This is a genomic window from Pantoea sp. Sc1, assembly GCF_000255315.1.
Taxonomy (GTDB): Bacteria; Pseudomonadota; Gammaproteobacteria; order Enterobacterales; family Enterobacteriaceae; genus Pantoea; species Pantoea anthophila.
In genome coordinates, this window is record NZ_AJFP01000001.1 from 221797 (window position 1) to 241653 (window position 19857).

Consider the following 19857-nt stretch of genomic DNA (forward strand, 5'->3'; position numbering starts at 1 on the left):
AGCGCACACTTTTTTAACCTGAATGCACTGGCATTTATCAATACGTAAGGAAGAGAGTTATGGCGCAAAAACCTGTGGTAGTTATTCACTACTGTATGCAATGCAACTGGCTGATGCGGTCAGCGTGGATGGCACAGGAACTTCTGCATACCTTTGCTGAGGATCTGGCGGAGGTGACGCTGAAACCCGGCACCGGCGGTGTGTTTGAGATCATGCTGGATGAGCATCTGCTGTGGGAACGTAAGCGGGATGGCGGCTTTCCTGATGCGACCACGCTGAAACAGCGGGTGCGCGACATCTGTTTCCCGGATCGCACGCTGGGTCACATCGATAAAAACAAAACGGAGATCGGCTAAGCTATCCGGCTCAGCTGTGAGTAATTTTCTCTGCCGCGTCGTGCAGGGCCGCAATCAGCGTCTGCAACGCGGCATCAGAGATATCTTCCTGCGCCAGCCGCTGGTTCAGGGCGACTTTCAGTCCGTAAATCGCCTGCTCGACGGCGGGAATGCTGCGATTGTTGACCAGAATCGCCAGCGTGGAGAGACGCGTGATCAGGCGGGAGACCGTTTCGCGGTTATCTGCCAGCAGCGCCTTACCGGCCGCCGTCAGGCGATACGCTTTGCGCGCGGCCTGAGCATCCAGTACCTCAATCGCCTCCATCTCCTCCAGCAGCGTCAGGTTGGGATAGATGATCCCCGGGCTGGGGGTGTACTCCCCTTTTGACAGCTCCTCAACCGACTTAATCAGCTCATAACCGTGCGCCGCATGCTGCGACAGAAAGTGCAGCATTAGCAGACGAATCTCACTCGCTTCCAGCATTTTTTCACGGCGTTTTCGCCGCCCGCTACAACCGCCTGTGCGGGCACTCGGGTCGTCAGCGGAAAAGGGCGTGGGGTGCTGTTTCATAGTCTGGCCTGCGAAAAAAGGAGCCTGATGGTAGTCTGCCGCCAGGCAAAACTCAATTGTCAGCGCCGGTTACTTCTGGTGCCAGTAGGCCACCGCCCGCACGAAGTCACTGTTGATACCGCGCTGCATCGTGAAGTAGTCGCAGAGCACCTTCACAAACTCACCTTCACCGGTCAGCCAGATAAAGTAATCCTCCGCCGGGAATGTCACCTGATCCAGCCGGGCAATCAGCTGGCTGAGCTGCGCGGTCTGCATCTGACCGCTGCCGAGCCAGTTCAGCGTCACGCCGGTGGTGTCCGGCAGGTAGTCACGGCCCGTTGCCTCATCGGTAAAGGCGTAAAGATGCAGGGCCTGCGCCCGGGCGTCGCGCTGACGACGTGAAAAGGCGGGCAGCCCGGTTTCGTCGCAGACATAGAGCTGGAAGGCGTAATCGGTCGGCACCACCAGCGAACCGCGTGGCCCGCCGATCACTAAGCGGTCGCCCGGCTTCGCCTGGGTTGCCCAGTCACTGGCGACACCCTGCTGATGAATATAGAAGTCGAGCGTCAGTGACGACTCGCCATCAAATTCCAGCGGCGTGTAGTCGCGGGCCGGTGGACGCTCGCCCTCGGGCCAGACAATCGCTCCATCGGTGATCTGCGGCAGCGCCAGTTCGACCCCTTCTGCCGTCGGGAAGAAAACCTTGATATGGTCATCGAAGCCAGGTGAGGTAAAGCCCGCCAGATCGCTGCCACTGAAGCGGATGCGCCAGAAGTGCCCGGCAATCTGAGTTTTGCTTTCGACCTGAATATGACGGAAACGCAGTTCGTTTCGTACGCGCTGCGGCACGCGCGGATTCGTTGATGCTGGCAAAATGTCTCTCCTGGAACGGGACAGATACCCGTTATTCAAAGGGTTGGCGATGATTAGTTAATAACAATCATTCTCATCTGAAGCCAGAAGATAAGCGATGATATATCTTGAGCACAATGACGAAAAATGCGATCCGACGGTTTAAGATATATTTTATACCGACGCGATGAGTGCAGGCCCTGGATTAAACAGAGAGCGGGAAGGCGTTAAGAACAAAGGTCAGCCGCAGAGCAGGCCTCGCCGGACGCGCAGCAGAGACGGCCGGAAACGAAGCGTCAGACGCGGCAGCGGCAAATCAGAGAAGAGCGGATGTGAACAGAAAGGGGTCAGGCTGTCCGGCTCCTGATGAGCCGGGCAACGTCTGCGCCGCCGGGGCTGGCCGCGCATTCACAGTTACAGGGTATCGCCGAATCCGGAGAAGCAGTGATTACTGCTGTTCTGTTCCGGCAGCTCACCATCACCCACAATTTCATGCCCGGCGCTCTGAGAGTGCGGATGCAGTCCGGCTGGCGGTGAGAAGGGTTCAGCCTGTTGTGCCATTGCCATAACGGGCAATGCCAGAATCAGTGAGATTATTAAGCGTCGCATAGGTGTCTTCGTTTGTGTTCTGGCCGTGAACGGCCTGAAATGCAGATGATTATTCCAGCCCTGCTACAGATGCACGATGATTAAAGTACGGCAGGGTTTCGGAAGAGAATTTTACGCCAGAACGGGGAGTTATTTTATAAAATCGTGCGGTTTATCACGGTTCACCGCACGAAAGATGCATCCGGCACGCCGCTGGCAGTGTGCCCTGCTCCACTGACTACGCCCGGGTGACCGGAATGGAAAAAACGCCGCTCAGCCAGTCGGGCTGACATTGCGTAAAATCGAGACTCAGCAGATCTTTGCCCTGACGGCGTGACACGCTCAGTCCGGGCAGATGCTGATAGTAGATATCTTCAATAAAACGCGTCAGCTGCTCCGGCCTGCCGCTCCAGCGGATACGCGCATAGAGGCCCCGCTCTTCGCGCCAGCTGACGGTATGCTCGCCCAGTAGCGCCGCATGCTGCGGCTCCAGCGCCTGAAACAGGCTGATATTCTGCTGGTCAGCCGAGCTGTGGCCGGGACCGTACTGAAAGCCTAACCACCCCTGCTTCACATGACTGCCCGCCAGCGCCACCAGCTGCCGCGCCTGATCGGCTACCCGGTGTTCGCGGTCGGCGATGTAATTACCGAACTGACACTCCCACTCCAGCGTCTCGCCGCAGAGAGGCAGTTCTTCCTCTCGCTCCACCAGCGTCGCGCGCTCATCCAGCGAACGCGCCAGTATACGGCCGTGAAAGTTTTTAACCGGCAGATGAGGAAAACGGCGAAACGCGCCGGGCGTCAGCGAGAAGTGCCCTTTGAATACGCGGGTGAAGTTTTGCTGGTTATCGAAGCCAAAGCGAACGGCGATATCAATAAGCGTCATGCGCGTCAGCCGGAGCGCCATGGCGGCCATTGTCAGACGCCGTTTGCGGGTATAGGCCGCCAGCGTCTGTCCGGTCATCTCCTTGAACATGCGCTGCATGTGCCATTTGGAGTAGCCCGATTTCAGGGTGATCTGATCGATATTGAGGTCGTCGGTAAGATTGGCTTCTATCCATTCGACTAAGTCGTGAATGTGCTGTTTTTTGATGGCCTGGCTGAGCATGATGGCGATTTACGACGCGGGTTAAGACTGAGAATTTCGTTACAAAAGAATAACAAAAATCGCGAATCGGTGTAAGGAAAGGGTATGGCGAACACGCCCATGCGGGGCGATTTCGCATTAATTGCTTAGGTTACTAACTAAAAAAGGCTGGCTCCCGCCAGCCTCCTGATGATTGAAAAAATCTGCGCCGCACTGAGCCTGCGCGTTAGCAGCACCCACCGCCGTTACCGGGACAATTAATGGCTGCGCATCCCCGCCGCCGTCATCATCATCCGGAACAGAGAGGCAACAACACCCAGCGCCAGTACGCTGGCGGCATAGATAAACACCAGCCACATGACGCGCTTCCACCAGGGCGCTTTCGCGTCATTGTCAGCTTTCGTTTCGTTGTGGCTTTTCATGCTGCTGAGACTTTTCATATCAATGATATCCTGCGTCTGCTTTGATTTTTCCACGGAACACGTAGTAGCTCCAGAAGGTGTAGCCCAGGATCATCGGGATGATCAGCAGGCTACCCACCAGCATAAAGGCCTGACTCTGTGGCGGTGCCGCGGCGGCCCAGATGGTCACTGACGGTGGAATAATATTTGGCCAGATGCTGATGCCCAGCCCGGAGAAGCCCAGGAAGATCAGCGCCAGCGTCAGCAGGAACGGAGAATAGTGCGCTTCACGTTTGATGGCGCGCACAATGCCCCACGAGCAGAGCAGCACCAGCACCGGAACCGGCAGGAACAGGAAGAGGTTTGGCGTACTGAACCAGCGATGCGCGATGTCGCCATGGGCAAACGGCGTCCACAGGCTGACAATCCCGATAACCACTAACAGGGCGATGACCAGCGGTGTCGCCAGCGCGGACATTTTGCGGTGCAGCTCATTTTCGGTCTTCATGATGAGCCAGGTGCAGCCCAGCAGCGCGTAGGCCACCACCAGACCGACGCCGCAGAACAGCGGGAACGGTGCCAGCCAGTCCATGGCGGAACCGGCGAAACGGCGTCCCTCAACCGGAATGCCATCCAGCAACGCGCCCACGGCCACACCCTGACTGAAGGTAGCGATGATCGAACCGGCAATAAATGACTTGTCCCAGAAAGCGCGATGACCTTCGACCGCCTTGAAGCGGAATTCAAAGGCGACGCCGCGGAAAATCAGACCAATCAGCATGGCGGTCAGCGGGATGGTCAGTGCATCGGCAATCACCGCGTAGGCCAGCGGGAACGCGCCGTAGAGGCCTGCCCCGCCCAGCACCAGCCAGGTTTCATTACCATCCCAGACCGGCGCGACGGTGTTCACCATCATGTCGCGCTCACCGGCATCTTTATTGAACGGGAAGAGCAGACCGATACCCAGGTCAAAGCCATCCATCACGATATACATCAGGGTTGCGAAGACGATAATCACAAACCAGATAATAGAAAAATCGATCATCTTAGTGGTCTCCATCCTTAAAGGTGGCAGCCGAAAGCGGACGCGCCGGCGTTTTCTTCTGACCGGGTCCACCCTCTTCGGTGATATGACCTTCGCCAGTAACCGGTCCCTGCTTAATCAGACGCATCATGTAGTGGTAGCCCACCCCAAACACCGAGCTGTAGACCAGAATAAAGGCCAGCAGACTGATGCTCATGTGAATGTCACCATGCGCCGACACCGCATCGATGGTGCGCTGCACGCCATAAACCACCCACGGCTGACGACCAATTTCGGTGGTGAACCAGCCAGCCAGAATCGCAATCAGACCCGATGGCCCCATCAGCAGCGCAAACCACAGGAAAGGACGCGACTCATAGAGACGTCCTTTGAAACGCAGCCAGAGGCTGACCACGCCCAGCGTAATCATCAGCAGGCCCAACGCCACCATCACGCGGAAGGACCAGAAAATGACGGTTGAGTTAGGACGGTCCTCTTTCGGGAACGACTTCAGCGCCGGAACCTGCTTGTCCAGGCTGTGCGTCAGGATCAGGCTGCCAAGGTACGGCACCTCCAGCGCATACTTCGTCCGCTCCTGCTCCATATCGGGAATACCAAACAGGATCAGCGGTGTGGCTTCACCCGGCGGGTTTTCCCAGTGCCCTTCAATCGCTGCAATTTTGGCAGGCTGATGTTCCAGCGTGTTCAGGCCGTGCGCATCACCGATCATCGCCTGAATCGGCGCGACAATCAGTGCCATCCACAGCGCCATTGAGAACATACGGCGGATAGCCGGATTGTTGTTGCCCTTCAGCAGATGCCAGGCCGCCGACGATCCCACGAAAAACGCGCTCGCGAGGAATGCTGCCACCGACATATGGAACAGCCGGTAAGGGAAAGAGGGGTTAAAGACGATTTTGAACCAGTCCTGCGGAACCACGATGCCATTCTGAATGATGTAGCCCTGTGGCGTATGCATCCAGCTGTTAGAGGCGAGGATCCAGAAGGTTGAAATCAGTGTTCCGAGGGCAACCATACAGGTGGCAAAGAAGTGCAGACCCGGCCCCACGCGATTCCAGCCAAACAGCATCACGCCCAGGAAACCCGCTTCCAGGAAGAACGCCGTCAGCACCTCATAGGTCAGCAGCGGGCCGGTGATACTCCCGGCAAAAGCCGAGAAGCCACTCCAGTTAGTCCCGAACTGATACGCCATAACCAGCCCTGAGACCACACCCATACCGAAGTTAACGGCAAAGATTTTGGACCAGAAATGGTAGAGATCGCGATAAGACTGATCGCGGGTTTTGAGCCACATACCTTCGAGTACGGCCAGGAAACTGGCGAGACCGATAGTGATGGCGGGAAAGATAATATGGAAGGACACAGTAAATGCGAACTGAATCCTGGCCAGATGAAAGGCATCTAATCCGAACATTGCTTACCTCTTTGCCACATAGAACACCATGTATTTACTTATAATTAACAACTTAAGCCTGATGCGCGGGTTTCTCTGCGCTTATTGAAATTCCCGCCGCAAATTTAAAACTATTTGCGACGCGGAAACAGAAACAGTGGGATGAATGAAAACTATAACAGTATTTGTTGATTCTGATCATTGTTTTTAGCAGGAATTACTTATTTAAAAATAAGGCTTAAAGGTTAATTTAAGCGCACTTATGTGTCGCTAATGTTACAGTAACACCACCCGTAAAAAGAGAGACTGGCCTGAGTCAGGCCTGCATGAAAAAAGGCTTCAACAGCCTGTTTTCAGGCACTATTTTGTTATAAACCCCACTCAGGTAAAGGTCAAAAATGAGAGAGGGAAAATTAAATCGCTTGGTTTTTTAACAGGTTAAAACCGCAAGCTTTTATCTCTGCCGCTTTGTTTGCTTTTTCGCATAACCCTGCTAATACCGCCATTAAAACCGCATAGAAAAACCGGGAAGAAAGCGATTTAAGCGCAGCTGTAAATGTTAATAAAATGAGTCAAAAAGCAGAGCTGAATTAAACGTCACACGCAGGCCGACGATTATTCCGGACCCGCGCGAGAAAAAACGGTTTAATAAGCGGCAACGGGCCGCTGGGGTTATTTGTGCCGCCGTTGCGCTCTGCCGTTCTGGCACAGAAGAGAATCCTTCACAGCGGATGCAGCCGGAGAACTGCGCGAGCGCCTGAAGAGTGAGTCGTCGCGTGGAGACGGAGGCCGGAAAACAGAGGGGAACTACTCTGCGGCGGATTTTTCGCGCTGCGCCAGAATCCGGCTCACGTTCAGCTCCAGCCAGTCAGCCAGCCCGACAACCTGCTCACCGACTTCGCGACCCAGCGGAGTCAGGCAATATTCCACATGCGGCGGCACCACGTCATAGGCGATACGCTGCACGAAGCCATCCTCTTCCAGATAGCGCAGGTTCTGCGCCAGCATCCGCTCACTGACGCCACCCACCGTCCGGCGCAGCGCACTGAAGCGCAGCGTCTGGCCCTGCAGCGCTAACAGGATCAGCACACTCCAGCGGCTGGTCACGCGCTTCAGCACGTCACGGGACGGGCAGTTGACGTTAAGCAGCTCACCCCGGCTAAATCTTTCACTCAGTTTTTCAGACATTTACTCCGCTCCGTGCAAACTAACAATTCTGTAAGTACTTACTAAAAATTAGTCTATCCCGTAGTCTGATTTTCACCAACCGTCACAGGAGAGATAACATGATTGCCGTAACAGGAGCTACCGGCCAGCTGGGCCGGTTCGTGATCGATGCCTTACTGAAAAAAGTCCCGGCGGGAGAGATCATCGCTGCGGTGCGTACGCCCGCCAGAGCGGCGGATCTTGCGGCGCAGGGTGTCACTGTCCGTGAGGCTGACTACAGTAAGCCAGAGACCCTCAGGGCCGCGTTTTCGGGCGTGGATAAGCTGCTGCTGATCTCCGGCAGTGAAGTGGGCCAGCGTGAAGCGCAGCACAAAGCCGTTATTGAGGCGGCGCAGGCGGCGGGTGTGGGTTTTATCGCTTACACCAGTCTGTTACATGCCGACAGCTCACCGCTGGGGTTAGCGATTGAGCACCGCGCGACCGAGGCACTGCTGCAGGCCTCTGGCATCCCCTTTGCGCTGCTGCGCAACGGCTGGTACAGCGAGAACTATGCAGCCAGCATTCCTCCGTCGCTGGCGCACCACGCTTTTATCGGTGCGGCAGGCGAAGGCCGTATCGCCTCGGCAGCCCGTCAGGACTATGCGGAAGCGGCGGCAGAAGTCATGATCCGTGACGATCAGGCCGGTAAGGTTTACGAACTGGCCGGTGATGAGAGCTACACCCTGGCGCAGTTCGCTGCGGAGATTGCCGCCCAGAGCGGCGAGAAGGTCGATTACGTCAATCTTTCACAGAGTGACTTCGCCGCAGCGCTGAAAAATGCCGGTCTGCCAGACGGCCTGGCGGAGATGCTGGCAGATTCCGACGCCGGCGCAGAGAAAGGCGGCCTGTTTGATGATTCCCGCCAGTTGAGTCAGCTAATCGGTCGCCCGACGACCACCTGGCAGGCGGTGATTGCCGCGACGCTGGCGAAACAGTAATGTTGATGGCAGGGGGCGGACAGCCTGGTCCGCTCCCTGCCCGTTTCCCTCCTTCTTCCGTTGGGTATGCCACTTTTTGCACCCTGCCAGGGCCTCTGGTTTCTTTACAAAATGTAAACAGACGCCTGTTTTCTTCAGCTTAAATTTTTTTCTTTAGTTACCTAAGAGATTCATCTGAAATGCGTTTTTTGTGAACAGCAGCATATTTGGTTGAATTGTCTGGAATTTATTCAAAAACCTCAATTAATAGACAATTTTTATTACGTTCATAGGCAATCTGCATTGTTGTTCCGCAGATTGAGAGGTCTATAATTTGTCCTTTGTGCAACCATGACCGCTCAGGAGGCCGCTATTAATACTTATCGCCAGCAACAAAATGCACTTGAAGAGGTTCGTGCCGGGGCGGAAGTTGAGTATCAATACGATCCCCATGAACTGAAACTGGATCGCATGCAGGATTCTGAACCGGAACCGGAGCTGATCGAAGGCCTGCCGGCGCCGGATGCGCTGACGCCTGCCGATCGTTATCTGGAACTGTTTGAACATGTCCAGATGTCGCGAATTTTCGAGGACAGCAAAACCTTCCCCGACTGTTCGCCAAAGTACGATCCGCTGGATGTGCTGATGCGCTATCGTCGGCAGAAACGCAGCAGCGACTTCGACCTGTCGCGTTTTGTCGCCGATCACTTTTATCTGCCTGGCGTAAATGAAAGCTTCTATGTCTCCAACCCGGATAAAACGCTCAACGAGCATATCGATGACCTGTGGCCGGTTCTGACCAAAATGCCACAGCAGCATATGCCGCACTCATCGCTGCTGCCGCTGCCTAAACCCTATGTGGTCCCCGGCGGACGCTTTGGTGAAACCTACTACTGGGACTCCTACTTTACGATGCTCGGCCTGGCAGAATCGGGCCGCGACGATCTGCTGCGTCATATGGCGGACAACTTTGCGTGGCTGATCGATAACTACGGTCATGTGCCTAACGGCAATCGCACCTATTACCTGAGCCGCTCTCAGCCGCCGGTATTTGCCCTGATGGTCGAGCTGTTTGAAGAAGATGGCGTGCGCGGTGCCAAACGCTATCAGGAACAGCTGATGAAGGAGTATCAGTTCTGGATGGACGGCGCCGGTTCACTGATGCCGAACCAGGCCTATCGTCATGTGGTGCGCATGCCAAACGGCTCACTGCTCAACCGCTACTGGGATGACCGCGATACGCCGCGTGATGAATCCTGGAGCGAAGATGTGGAAACCGCGCGTGAATCTAAACGTCCGGCCAGCGAGGTCTATCGCGACCTGCGCGCCGGGGCGGAATCGGGCTGGGATTACTCCTCGCGCTGGCTGCGTAACCCGAAACGGCTGTCGAGCATCCGGACGACGCAGTTCATCCCGATCGATCTCAACGCGTTTCTCTACAAGCTGGAACTGATGATTGCCACGCTTTCGCATGCCAAAGGCGAAGAGCTGACGGCGCTGGCGTGGCAGAAAAAAGCGGAAGCGCGTAAACGCGCCATCACCCGCTACCTGTGGGACAGCACCGCAGGCGTTTTCCGCGACTATGACTGGCGGCGTGAGCGTTTTGGGGCCTTTACGGTGGCGTCAGTCGTGCCGCTGTTTGTCGGGCTGGCTACACCGCATCAGGCACATCTGCAGGCAATCTCGCTGCGCCATCTGCTGCTGAGCAACGGCGGTCTGCTGACCTCTATGGTTGAAAGCGGCGAGCAGTGGGACCGTCCAAATGGCTGGGCGCCGATGCAGTGGATGGCCGTGGTTGGCCTGAATAACTATGGCGAAGAGACGCTGGCGAGTGAAGTGGCGGTTAACTGGCTCAACACGGTCAACAACTTTTATCAGCTGCACCATAAGCTGGTCGAGAAATATGACATCAGCGGCGATCGCGCCCGTCCGGGTGGCGGCGGTGAATATCCGCTACAGGATGGCTTTGGCTGGACCAACGGGGTAACCCGCAAGTTGATGACGATGTATGGTCATCTGATGGCAGACTGACACACAGAACAACATTGACGCAAAAAAGCCGGGGCATCCCGGCTTTTTTATGCAGACTGTTTCTGCGCTATTTCTTCGCTTCCGTGCCTGGCTGTGACGCCCGCTGCAGGAACTGCTGCGTCACTTCAGGCAGATGCTGCAACAGCCACTCCGCCATTGCCACTTCCTGGTCACGGATTTCGCTAAGGATCCGTACACCCTGGGTATCCCCTACCTGTTCTGCCGCCGCAATCAGGCTGGTATAGCTGGCGATCTCGGCATTCTCAAACACATAGCCGCTGATGGCGCCTTTCACCACTTCATCAGAGTTGAACATGCCGCCCACGGCCTGGCCGGTGGCGGCCATTTTGCCCATCGCATCTTTCATCACGGAATGATCGATACCGTGGCTGTCGAGCAGCTGTTCCAGCAATGTCAGCTGATGTTTTGTCTCGTCCAGATGCTGGGCCAGGCGCTGTTCCAGCGCCGGATAATGTTCAAGACGGCCCGACATTTTGCTCAGCATGCTTTCCGCTTGTTTTTCCATGGCATGCGCATCGCGCAGCCAGTCATGATAATGCTCAATTGCAGTCATGTGTCACTCCTTAAGAGACGGTAATCGACTCAGCGACCGAGGTCAGCTTTTCATCCGTTTGTTTTTCTTCATTCAGTGTCGCTTCCAGCAGCTCGGCGGCTTTGGTGTAGCCCAGCTTTAACGCCAGCGCATGCAGGGTGCCGTAAGTCGCAATCTCATAGTGCTCAACTTTCTGCGCTGCCCCGATCAGCCCCTGATCGCGGACTTCTCCCTTCTCGACCGAGTCGATGATCTCCTGCGCTTCCTCAACCAGACCTTCAAGCGCATGGCATTTCATACGTTTAATTTTAACTTCAGGTGTTACCTCTACCAGTTCGTCGAGGCGTTCAATCTGCACCCGGGTCTCTTCCAGGTGTTGATTAAACGCAGCAACAAGCGTTTCGTCACTGGCAGCACGCGCCATTTTAGGCAATGCACGGGTTATCTGTTTCTCAGCGCTGTATACATCGGATAAGTCATGGATGAACAGATCGTTTAACGTTTTCACTGTCATAAGATAGCCTCATTGATTAAAAAGCTGCGTCGGTAATAACGCAACGCCAGTCATATCGTTGACACATGGAAAGTCTAGTGGAGATTCTTAATATCGCACGCTTCGGTAGTATGAATTTGAGACAAAAGTGGCATGTAAAATGCATTTTCCTTTTTGCAGCAGCATGTTAGCTGAAAAGCATTTTCCACGTTACGGCTTCGCTCGCGACATCGGAATTTGTACAAGGTTATAAATCACTGTATACATTTCCGGAATCCGGCGCATAAAAAATGCACCAGGCAAAACTTCATCTGTACAAACTTTTATTAAACCGTATAGCTTTAACGAAACGGAAATAAAAAACCGGACAGGTAAACCCATCCGGTTTAATTAAGGATATCTGTTGCTGCCAGTCATTAAGCAGCGACATAATTCAGGGGGTAATTATCTTTAAGGAAAATTAAAGAGAATCTCTGTGGCCCGCTTAACCTGTTAACCTGCTGTGATGACAGCGCTTAAGGGTTTAGCTGCGGCGACTGACCTTACCTCCTTTGCGCCCTGCCTCAATAGCCCGCTCGGGGTCATTCTTAAAGTTCCCGCCGCTTTTCTGGCCGCCTTTGCGCCCGGCTTCAGCCGCACGCTCTTTGTCAGCCGCAAAGTTTCCGGCCCCACCACGATATTGAGTCATTCTGTGTTCCTCTTTGAATTAAAAATCAGAATTTGCACAGTTAATGCTTCATCAGGCCGATTCAGCAATCTAAATGTAGACAGAAAATCGGACCGATCAAGCGAGCCAAATAAAAATCCGTCATCGCTCTGGTTTATTGGTAGCTCTGCCCTCATCCGGATTGATAACGCATTTCAACTATCGCCTTTTCCTATTCAAAAAAGCGCACCGGCGTGTCAAAACTTTATAACCAAATTCGCCGCGCCCTATTAATCGATCTTTTTCGAAAAATGTCCAATTGAAAAAATCGTAAGCGAAGCGGCTGCAACATAACTTCTTCAATATCAGGTGGTGAAGATGATCAACAAACGATCAATTTCCCTAAGCGAAGCGCGAAATAAATCCAGGCCGCGTCTTTTCAGGATCAGAATTAAGCGAAGCGCACGGCATTATGAGCATCAGGTTTAAAATGGTGAATTTGATCAATAAATGATCAATTATCATGGTTTAACGAGAATTTTAATTAAAATCATAGGCCATTTCCGGCCCTGAAATTAATGACTAAGCGAAGCGGTATAATTTAAGCATGTGGACAGTGAAGGTGAGGCTTTCGGAATAGTACTAAAAAGTGTTTTCTGCGGAGGCTGGCATCAACCCTGCCGCTCTGCGACACAGGCAGGAGTGTGATGAAGTGTGAAAAGAGAAGATCAGGTGGGGTGTGCCGTTACGCCTGATGGAGAGCGCGCACAGCCGGGTATATCAGGTCACAGTAGTCGGGTAATGTCAGGATCAAAAGCCACACCGCGTTTGCCGTTTTTCTTGATGCGGTACATCGCTTCATCCGCGCGCGCCAGCGCGGTGTCGAAATCATCGCTGGCCTGCACCTGAGATACGCCCACAGAAGCCCCAATCATGGCGTGTCCGTTTGCCATCTCAAACGGCGTCAGAACGGCATCCAGGCAGGCATGGGCCAGCGCTCTGACCTGCGGATGAATGATGGCAAAGGGCAGCAACAGGACAAACTCATCCCCACCAAGCCGGCCGGTGATGACCGCTTCCGGAACGCTTTGCGTCAGCCGCTGACTCAGCTCAATGAGTACTTCGTCACCGCTGCGGTGACCCAGCGTGTCATTGACGTGCTTGAAGTTATCCAGGTCAATAAAGACGACACAGAGCGGCCCCTGCGCTTTGAGTTCGCAGAAGGCGCTTTGCAGTGCATGACGATTGTTGAGTAATGTCAGGGGATCGTGCAGCGCCAGCAGCGCGAGCTGCTCTTCATATTGCTTCTCTTTGGTCATGTCGATATGCGTGCCGATTACTTTGACCGGCTGCCCCGCGTCATTCCACTCGCTGACCCGGCCACGATCCAGTACCCAGGCGATGCTGCCGTTTTTGGCGATCATGCGATGCAGAGCCTCGTAGTAGGGCGCTTTCCCGGTGATGTGGTCGTAAAACGCGCGCAAAACCTCGTCTGCATCATCGGGATGCAGGCTCTCTTTCCAGGATTCAAACGTGGCGTCAGTCTCTTTCGGCTGGAAGCCCAGCATGGCCCCCCAGCGCCGGTTGAAGATCACCAGCTTGCCGCTGGGAATGTCCAGTTGCCACAGAAACAGCCCGGTGCCATCCAGCGCCGCATTGAGTTTTGTCCGGGCGTCATGCGCTATACGCTTCAGCCGCGCATTATGCTTTTTCAAATTCTGTATCTGCAGACGCAGCGCTTCTTCTGACATGACCGTAAGACAGGATTGAGAAAGGGGTATTGTGCCTGTCAGAGTGATTCTGTAAAGAGAGGCGTATAAAACACGATTAGTCGCGGCCAATTGCAGGCTGGGCAGAATATCAGGCGGTGGCAGTCTGGCATTACAGCACAGAGGCAAGACGGTAAATTAGTTTCGCCGTAAAATCTTTCTTGCGGGTGACCGGGTGAGTAAGGGAACGCGGGCAAATCAGTGGAGGGTTATGAGGTGGGATGTGGCGCTAAAAAGCAAAAACCCGCCAGAGGCGGGTTCTTTAAAGATGGTGCCCGAACCCGGAATCGAACCAGGGACACGGGGATTTTCAATCCCCTGCTCTACCGACTGAGCTATTCGGGCAACGGGGCGCATTAAACCAAAGCGGCCCGGCAGCGTCAAACGCTTTTCGCCAAAATCAGATCGACTGCCCGCTTTTCCATCAACCCGCCCGCTGTGGCTCTCCTGACACCAAAAACGTGACGGTCGTCAGGATAAATAGTCGTCAGCGAACCGGTAAAGACTCCATTGTGCCGCGCGGATGCCGATAAATAAGGCGAATCCCACACTAATAATAAGGATCGCTATGTTTTCCACCATTACATCAGGAATCGCTGCACGTCACAGCTGGCAGAAACGCGCACACTCAGCAGCCACGCTGAGCTCGCTTAACGGATCTATCGCCATGATCGAATTTTCGCCTGACGGCACCATTCTCAGCGCCAATACGCTGTTTCTGGCGCGTATGGGCTACACGCTGGCAGAGATAGAAGGCCAGCACCACAGCCTGTTCTGCACCGCAGAGCAGTTACAGTCGAAAGATTATCAGGATTTCTGGCTGCGACTGAACCGGGGAGAGAGCTTCAGCGACAAGTTCCTGCGCGTAGCCAAAAACAGCCGCCCTGTGTGGCTCGAAGCCAACTATGTCCCGGTGCAGAACCGACATGGCCGGGTGATCAAAATCGTTAAGCTGGCCACCGACATTACCGGCCATATCAACGACGCCCAGGAGCAGCGCGCCATCACGACCGCCATTGAGCGCTCTATGGCAGTGATCGCCTTTAACCTTAAGGGCGAGGTGCTCAAAGCCAATGATAACTTTCTGAAAACTATGGGCTACCGCCGCGAGGAGATCGAAGGTATCCATCACAGCCACTTCTGCTCGCAGGCGCTGCGCGACAGCCGGGAATACAGCGAATTCTGGCAGCAGCTCAACCGGGGTGAATTTGTCTCCGGTCAGTTTCCCCGCGTCAACAAAGCCGGTGAGACCATCTGGCTGCGCGCAACCTACAACCCGGTGTTTGACGAACAGGGCCGGCTCTACAAAATCGTCAAATTCGCGACGGATGTCACCGCTCAGGTGGAGAAGAATCAGCAGGAGCATGACGCGGCGCAGCAGGCTTATCACACCGCGCTGCAGACGGATGAGAGTACACGGCTGGGTGCCGATGTGATTGCCAGCAGCGTTCAGACCATGAATGCGCTGGCGGGGGAACTGCAGGGCATCTCCGGCGACATTACCGGCCTGAGCGAGTCATCAGATCGTATCGGCGCGATTGTCGAAGGGATCCGGCGCATTGCCGATCAGACCAACCTGCTGGCACTGAATGCCGCCATTGAGGCCGCAAGAGCGGGCAGCCATGGCCGCAGCTTTGCGGTCGTGGCAAACGAAGTGCGCACGCTGGCGGCAAACATCAACCGCGCGACTACCGACATCGAAAACCGGATCCAGCAAAACCACGTGCTGGCGAGCCGCGCGCTGAAGGGGATCGAATCGAACCTGAAGCGCGCGGATCAGGGCGTGCAGCTGGCCCAGGAAGCGGGCGGCGTCATCGCCGAAATCCGCGAAGGCGCAACCGATGTGGTGCGTGCCATCGGCCAGGTCGCCAGAACGCTTAAGGCCTGAGTGGCTGCGGGGGCTGTTGCCCCCTTTTACTGCGCGGTCTGCGCGGTCTGGGTGGCGGACACCGTCGCCTCTGGCGCGGGCGGGATAAAGATATGGTCCAGAATATCCCGCATCACCGGCGCAGCCGTCACCCCTTCCCCGCCGCCGTTTTCCAGAATCAGGGCCACCGCGACCTTCGGGTCGTTAAAGGGGGCAAAGGCGGTGTAGAAGATATGGTCACGCAACCGGACCGGGATCATCTTCGCGTTATAGGTCTGGTTCTGGCGCAGGCTGAAAACCTGCGAGGTGCCACTTTTCGCGGCGATGCCATAAGGCGCCGTGTGGAAATATTTATAGCCGGTGCCGTTAGGTGAGTTCGCCATGCCAAACATCGCACGGCGCACCAGCGCCCAGTAGGGAGAATGGGGATCGCCAATCTGCGTTTCGCGCAGCGGTGGATGGTAGTTCTCTACCAGGGTGCCGCGCTGGGTTTTCTCCAGCAGATGCGGCGCAATCACCCTGCCGTTGTTGATCAGCGCCACCATCGCTTTCACCATCTGAATCGGCGTCGCGATCCAGTAGCCCTGGCCAATGCCGACGGAGACCGTATCGCCCTGATACCACGGCTTTTTATGCACCTTCTGTTTCCACTCGCGGCTCGGCAGCAGGCCGTTATACTCCTCATTCAGATCGATACCGGTCGATTTGCCATAGCCGAACTGGCTGAGCATGGTGTGAATGCGATCGATGCCCATCATAAACGCCACCTGATAGAAAAAGGTGTCGGCAGACTCTTCAATGGCGCGCGTCACATCCAGCATACCGTGGCCCGTCTTTTTCCAGTCGCGATAGCGCCGGTCGGTGCCCGGCAGCGTCCAGGTCGGCGCGCCAAAGAATTGCGTCTGCGGCGTAATCACATGGGTCAGCAGTGCTGACATCGCCATGTAAGGTTTTACCGTCGAGGCGGGCGGATAGAGTCCCTGCGTGACGCGGTTAATCAGCGGCAGGTTTTTATCCTGCAGCAGCTTTTTGTAGGCCTGATAGCTGATGCCTTTGACAAACGGATTGGGGTCATAGCTGGGGCTGGAGACCATCGCCAGCACCGAACCGTCGTGCGGATCCTCAATCAGCAGCGCCGCACGCTGCCCCGCCAGGCGGCTTTCCACATACTGCTGCAGATGGAGATCCAGCGTCAGCGTCAGGTTCTTGCCTGCCACCGGCGGCACCTCTTTCAGCACCCGGACAATGCGGCCGTGGTTATCCACTTCCACTTCCTGATAGCCCGGCTTGCCGTGCAGCAGCGCTTCGTAATAGCCCTCAATGCCCTGCTTGCCGATATTATGGTCCGCCGCATAGTTTTCGGCGATCCCCTCTTCATTCAGGCGCTTGTAGTCGCTGTCGTTGATTTTCGAAACATAACCGACCACATGTGCCAGATCGGCCCCGTAGGGATATTCCCGATCCTGATAGGTCTCAAGGCTGGCACCGGTGAAGCGAAACTGATTCACCGCAAAGCGGGCGACCTCCTCTTCGGTCAGCTCCTCTTTCAGCACCACCGGCTTGTAGCGGCTGGTCTGCTTCAGCGCATGGCGGAAGGTGTCGATCTCATCGGGCGTCAGATCCACGAGCGGCGTCAGCTCGCGCAGCGTCGCTTCCATGTCGCTGATTTTATACGGCGTCAGCGTGATGGCGTACCAGCTGACGTTACGCACCAGCGGAATGCCGTTGCGGTCATAGATCAGCCCGCGCGTCGGCGCGATGGGGATCATCTTGATGTCGTTCTGATTGGAGCGCGTCTGGTAATAGCCGTGATCGCGCACCTGCAGACGGAAAAGGTTCACGCCAAGAATAGTGAAACAGAGACAGACCAGAGCAAAGGCAACTGCAGCACGGCGGGCAAAGAGCTTCTCTTCAGCTTCGAAGTTACGAAAATTCATCAGGGGGCATTATCAGGCGATTAATTATTATCTGTTGTTGCGCACCATAATAAAGCGCGTTCGCGGCGGTGCCAGCACGAAGATGCACAAGCCTCGGCAAAAGTGTGTCATTTGATGTGAATGTTACGGGACAGCGCGGGGGAGTGAGGCAGATCCTCCGGTTAAAGAGGATCTGAACAGATGGCGGACGACAGCGCCCGCCAGAGGGATTAATCACCCAGCAGGACAGATTCCAGTGCGATTTTAATCATGTCGTTGAACGTCGTCTGACGCTCAGCCGCTGTGGTCTGCTCATGCGTACGGATGTGGTCTGATACCGTGCAGATGGTCAGGGCTTTGGCACCAAACTCAGCGGCCACACCGTAGATGCCTGCCGCTTCCATCTCGACGCCGAGGATGCCATATTTTTCCATCACGTCGAACATCTGCGGATCCGGGGTGTAGAAAAGGTCGGCAGAGAAGATATTACCGACGCGCGCTTCAACACCCAGGTTTTTCGCCGCATCCACCGCGTTGCGCACCATGTCGAAGTCAGCAATCGCCGCGAAGTCGTGATCTTTGAAACGCATACGGTTCACTTTGGAATCGGTGCAGGCACCCATACCAATCACGATGTCACGCAGTTTGACGTCAGGACGCACGGCACCACAGGAGCCAACACGGATGATCTTCTTCACGCCGAAGTCAGTGATCAGCTCTTTGGTGTAGATGGAGCAGGAAGGGATACCCATTCCGTGACCCATGACAGAGACTTTGCGGCCTTTGTAAGTGCCGGTGTAGCCCAGCATGCCACGCACATTGTTCACTTCAACCGGGTTTTCCAGGAAGGTTTCTGCGATGTGCTTTGCACGCAGCGGATCGCCGGGCATCAGAACAACATCGGCAAAATCGCCCATTTCAGCATTGATGTGAGGAGTAGCCATGGTTTAAATCCTTATTAAAGTGCTGATTTACAGCATGTTCTTGCCATAGTCCATGTCGGACAGGCCAAAGTAGTGTGCAATTGTCTGACCAATATCGGCGAACGTCTCGCGGTAGCCCAGTGAGCCCGGCTCCACCTTTGGTCCGTAGATCAGAATCGGAATGTGCTCACGCGTATGCTCGGTGCCTTGCCAGGTCGGGTCACAGCCGTGGTCCGCGGTGAGGATCAGAATGTCATCTTCGCCGACCAGCTCCATCAGCTCAGGCAGGCGACGGTCAAACAGCTCCAGGCCGCCAGCATAACCGGCGACATCGCGGCGATGCCCCCAGGTGGAGTCGAAATCAACGAAGTTGGTGAAAACAATCGCCTGATCCGGCGCCGTTTTCATCTCCTGGATCGTCGCGTCAAACAGCGCATCCAGACCGGTCGCTTTGACCTTTTTGGTAATGCCCTGCTCCGCATAGATATCGGCGATTTTACCCACTGAAATCACATGGCCGCCTTTCTCATCCACCAGCTTTTTCAGCATGGTGGCTGAAGGTGGCTCAACCGCCAGGTCGTGACGGTTACCGGTGCGCTCAAACTGCCCCGCTTTGTCGCCCACAAACGGACGGGCAATCACGCGGCCGATGTTATAGCCCCCTTCCGTCAGCTCTTCACGGGCGATTTCACACAGCGCATAAAGGCGGTCGAGGCCAAAGGTCTCTTCATGACAGGCGATCTGGAACACCGAGTCTGCCGAGGTATAGAAAATCGGCTTGCCGGTTTTCATATGCTCTTCACCCAGCTGATCGAGGATCACGGTGCCTGATGAGTGGCAGTTTCCGAGGTAGCCCGGCAGGTCAGCGCGCTCCACCAGCTTGTCCAGCAAATCCTGCGGGAAGCTGTTCTCTTTGTCGCTGAAGTAGCCCCAGTCAAACAGTACCGGCACACCGGCGATTTCCCAGTGGCCTGACGGCGTATCTTTGCCCGACGACAGCTCGCTGGCGTAGGCGTAGGCGCCGGTGATCGTCGCCTCAGGGTCCAGACCGGCCGGGAAGCGACCGGTCGACAGCTCCGCGGCTTTACCCAGACCCAGCGCGGTAAGATTAGGCAGATGCAGAGGGCCTTTACGTCCCTTGTCTGCTTCACCTTTAAAACAGGCTTCAGCGATGTGACCCAGGGTATCTGAACCTGCGTCACCGAACTTATCGGCATCTTTACTGGAGCCAATTCCAAAGGAATCGAGAACCATAATAAAAGCACGTTTCATGCAAGTCTCCTGC

19 protein-coding genes and 1 tRNA gene are annotated in these 19857 nt (G+C 55.3%); 4 read left to right on the forward strand and 16 right to left on the reverse strand.

Translation table 11 applies throughout. The annotated features are described in order from the left end of the window. Positions 1–59 precede the first annotated feature (59 nt). Positions 60–356 (forward strand): SelT/SelW/SelH family protein, encoded by a 297-nt coding sequence (locus S7A_RS01055; protein ID WP_009087166.1) that lies wholly within the window; start codon positions 60–62, stop codon positions 354–356. Between the two features lie 10 nt (positions 357–366). On the opposite strand, the gene S7A_RS01060 is transcribed toward S7A_RS01055, so the two are convergent. The 8 genes from S7A_RS01060 to S7A_RS01095 all read right to left on the reverse strand — a co-directional run bounded on the left by S7A_RS01060 (position 367) and on the right by S7A_RS01095 (position 7439). Beyond that, on the reverse strand, positions 367–906 hold the full coding sequence (locus S7A_RS01060) for a PadR family transcriptional regulator (protein WP_033736051.1): 540 nt from the start codon (positions 904–906) through the stop codon (positions 367–369). 69 nt (positions 907–975) lie between these two features. Then, entirely contained in the window at positions 976–1758 is a 783-nt protein-coding gene (locus S7A_RS01065; RefSeq protein WP_009087170.1) for a siderophore-interacting protein, read from the reverse strand. 393 nt (positions 1759–2151) lie between these two features. Further along, positions 2152–2346 carry a hypothetical protein gene (locus S7A_RS01070; protein ID WP_033736052.1) on the reverse strand — a complete coding sequence of 65 codons (195 nt, stop codon included), beginning with the start codon at positions 2344–2346 and terminating at the stop codon, positions 2152–2154. A gap of 217 nt (positions 2347–2563) precedes the next feature. Beyond that, on the reverse strand, positions 2564–3433 hold the full coding sequence (locus S7A_RS01075; protein ID WP_009087173.1) for a helix-turn-helix domain-containing protein: 870 nt from the start codon (positions 3431–3433) through the stop codon (positions 2564–2566). Between the two features lie 236 nt (positions 3434–3669). Further along, positions 3670–3834, reverse strand: coding sequence for a DUF2474 domain-containing protein (locus S7A_RS01080; protein ID WP_369750596.1), 165 nt, complete (start codon positions 3832–3834; stop codon positions 3670–3672). Between the two features lie 19 nt (positions 3835–3853). Then, on the reverse strand, positions 3854–4858 hold the full coding sequence (cydB, locus tag S7A_RS01085) for a cytochrome d ubiquinol oxidase subunit II (RefSeq protein WP_009087177.1): 1005 nt from the start codon (positions 4856–4858) through the stop codon (positions 3854–3856). A gap of 1 nt (position 4859) precedes the next feature. Then, positions 4860–6272 carry a cytochrome ubiquinol oxidase subunit I gene (locus S7A_RS01090; RefSeq protein WP_009087179.1) on the reverse strand — a complete coding sequence of 471 codons (1413 nt, stop codon included), beginning with the start codon at positions 6270–6272 and terminating at the stop codon, positions 4860–4862. Positions 6273–7058: 786 nt separating this feature from the next. Beyond that, positions 7059–7439, reverse strand: a complete 381-nt coding sequence (locus S7A_RS01095) for a helix-turn-helix domain-containing protein (RefSeq protein ID WP_009087181.1) — start codon at positions 7437–7439, stop codon at positions 7059–7061. A 98-nt stretch (positions 7440–7537) separates the two neighbouring features. Between S7A_RS01095 and S7A_RS01100 the strand changes: the two genes are divergently transcribed. Together S7A_RS01100 and treF are read left to right on the forward strand one after the other, a co-directional pair. Continuing rightward, the gene (locus tag S7A_RS01100; protein WP_009087183.1) at positions 7538–8395 is read left to right on the forward strand and encodes an SDR family oxidoreductase; all 858 of its coding nucleotides are present in this window, start codon (positions 7538–7540) and stop codon (positions 8393–8395) included. Positions 8396–8725: 330 nt separating this feature from the next. Next, a complete protein-coding gene (gene treF, locus S7A_RS01105) occupies positions 8726–10405 on the forward strand; it encodes an alpha,alpha-trehalase TreF (RefSeq protein ID WP_009087184.1) in 1680 nt (559 codons plus the stop codon). A 67-nt stretch (positions 10406–10472) separates the two neighbouring features. On the opposite strand, the gene S7A_RS01110 is transcribed toward treF, so the two are convergent. The 5 genes from S7A_RS01110 to S7A_RS01130 all read right to left on the reverse strand — a co-directional run bounded on the left by S7A_RS01110 (position 10473) and on the right by S7A_RS01130 (position 14211). Then, positions 10473–10979, reverse strand: a complete 507-nt coding sequence (locus S7A_RS01110; RefSeq protein ID WP_009087185.1) for a ferritin-like domain-containing protein — start codon at positions 10977–10979, stop codon at positions 10473–10475. 10 nt (positions 10980–10989) lie between these two features. Further along, positions 10990–11472: a ferritin-like domain-containing protein gene (locus tag S7A_RS01115; protein WP_009087186.1), complete on the reverse strand. Its 483-nt coding sequence runs from the start codon at positions 11470–11472 to the stop codon at positions 10990–10992. A 502-nt stretch (positions 11473–11974) separates the two neighbouring features. Next, on the reverse strand, positions 11975–12139 hold the full coding sequence (locus tag S7A_RS01120) for a general stress protein (protein WP_004571242.1): 165 nt from the start codon (positions 12137–12139) through the stop codon (positions 11975–11977). Positions 12140–12882: 743 nt separating this feature from the next. Next, the gene (locus S7A_RS01125; RefSeq protein ID WP_009087187.1) at positions 12883–13848 is read right to left on the reverse strand and encodes a sensor domain-containing diguanylate cyclase; all 966 of its coding nucleotides are present in this window, start codon (positions 13846–13848) and stop codon (positions 12883–12885) included. Positions 13849–14135: 287 nt separating this feature from the next. Further along, a tRNA-Phe gene (locus tag S7A_RS01130) sits at positions 14136–14211 on the reverse strand. A 223-nt stretch (positions 14212–14434) separates the two neighbouring features. On the opposite strand from S7A_RS01130, the gene S7A_RS01135 reads away from it, so the two are divergent. Continuing rightward, on the forward strand, positions 14435–15754 hold the full coding sequence (locus tag S7A_RS01135) for a PAS domain-containing methyl-accepting chemotaxis protein (protein WP_009087189.1): 1320 nt from the start codon (positions 14435–14437) through the stop codon (positions 15752–15754). Positions 15755–15780: 26 nt separating this feature from the next. On the opposite strand, the gene mrdA is transcribed toward S7A_RS01135, so the two are convergent. The 3 genes from mrdA to deoB form a co-directional block, all read right to left on the reverse strand. Then, the gene (gene mrdA, locus S7A_RS01140; RefSeq protein ID WP_009087190.1) at positions 15781–17670 is read right to left on the reverse strand and encodes a penicillin-binding protein 2; all 1890 of its coding nucleotides are present in this window, start codon (positions 17668–17670) and stop codon (positions 15781–15783) included. Positions 17671–17879: 209 nt separating this feature from the next. Then, positions 17880–18593 carry a purine-nucleoside phosphorylase gene (gene deoD / locus S7A_RS21150; RefSeq protein ID WP_009087192.1) on the reverse strand — a complete coding sequence of 238 codons (714 nt, stop codon included), beginning with the start codon at positions 18591–18593 and terminating at the stop codon, positions 17880–17882. Positions 18594–18620: 27 nt separating this feature from the next. After that, positions 18621–19844: a phosphopentomutase gene (gene deoB, locus S7A_RS21155; protein WP_009087193.1), complete on the reverse strand. Its 1224-nt coding sequence runs from the start codon at positions 19842–19844 to the stop codon at positions 18621–18623. Positions 19845–19857 lie beyond the last annotated feature (13 nt).

Bases quoted from the DNA above. Each gene is read 5' to 3' on its own strand.
- S7A_RS01055 (WP_009087166.1), top strand. From the start codon at position 60: ATGGCGCAAAAACCTGTGGTAGTTATTCACTACTGTATGCAATGCAAC.
- S7A_RS01060 (WP_033736051.1), bottom strand. From the start codon at position 906: ATGAAACAGCACCCCACGCCCTTTTCCGCTGACGACCCGAGTGCCCGC.
- S7A_RS01070 (WP_033736052.1), bottom strand. From the start codon at position 2,346: ATGCGACGCTTAATAATCTCACTGATTCTGGCATTGCCCGTTATGGCA.
- S7A_RS01075 (WP_009087173.1), bottom strand. From the start codon at position 3,433: ATGCTCAGCCAGGCCATCAAAAAACAGCACATTCACGACTTAGTCGAA.
- S7A_RS01080 (WP_369750596.1), bottom strand. From the start codon at position 3,834: ATGAAAAGCCACAACGAAACGAAAGCTGACAATGACGCGAAAGCGCCC.
- cydB (WP_009087177.1), bottom strand. From the start codon at position 4,858: ATGATCGATTTTTCTATTATCTGGTTTGTGATTATCGTCTTCGCAACC.
- S7A_RS01090 (WP_009087179.1), bottom strand. From the start codon at position 6,272: ATGTTCGGATTAGATGCCTTTCATCTGGCCAGGATTCAGTTCGCATTT.
- S7A_RS01095 (WP_009087181.1), bottom strand. From the start codon at position 7,439: ATGTCTGAAAAACTGAGTGAAAGATTTAGCCGGGGTGAGCTGCTTAAC.
- S7A_RS01100 (WP_009087183.1), top strand. From the start codon at position 7,538: ATGATTGCCGTAACAGGAGCTACCGGCCAGCTGGGCCGGTTCGTGATC.
- treF (WP_009087184.1), top strand. From the start codon at position 8,726: ATGACCGCTCAGGAGGCCGCTATTAATACTTATCGCCAGCAACAAAAT.
- S7A_RS01110 (WP_009087185.1), bottom strand. From the start codon at position 10,979: ATGACTGCAATTGAGCATTATCATGACTGGCTGCGCGATGCGCATGCC.
- S7A_RS01115 (WP_009087186.1), bottom strand. From the start codon at position 11,472: ATGACAGTGAAAACGTTAAACGATCTGTTCATCCATGACTTATCCGAT.
- S7A_RS01120 (WP_004571242.1), bottom strand. From the start codon at position 12,139: ATGACTCAATATCGTGGTGGGGCCGGAAACTTTGCGGCTGACAAAGAG.
- S7A_RS01125 (WP_009087187.1), bottom strand. From the start codon at position 13,848: ATGTCAGAAGAAGCGCTGCGTCTGCAGATACAGAATTTGAAAAAGCAT.
- S7A_RS01135 (WP_009087189.1), top strand. From the start codon at position 14,435: ATGTTTTCCACCATTACATCAGGAATCGCTGCACGTCACAGCTGGCAG.
- mrdA (WP_009087190.1), bottom strand. From the start codon at position 17,670: ATGAATTTTCGTAACTTCGAAGCTGAAGAGAAGCTCTTTGCCCGCCGT.
- deoD (WP_009087192.1), bottom strand. From the start codon at position 18,593: ATGGCTACTCCTCACATCAATGCTGAAATGGGCGATTTTGCCGATGTT.
- deoB (WP_009087193.1), bottom strand. From the start codon at position 19,844: ATGAAACGTGCTTTTATTATGGTTCTCGATTCCTTTGGAATTGGCTCC.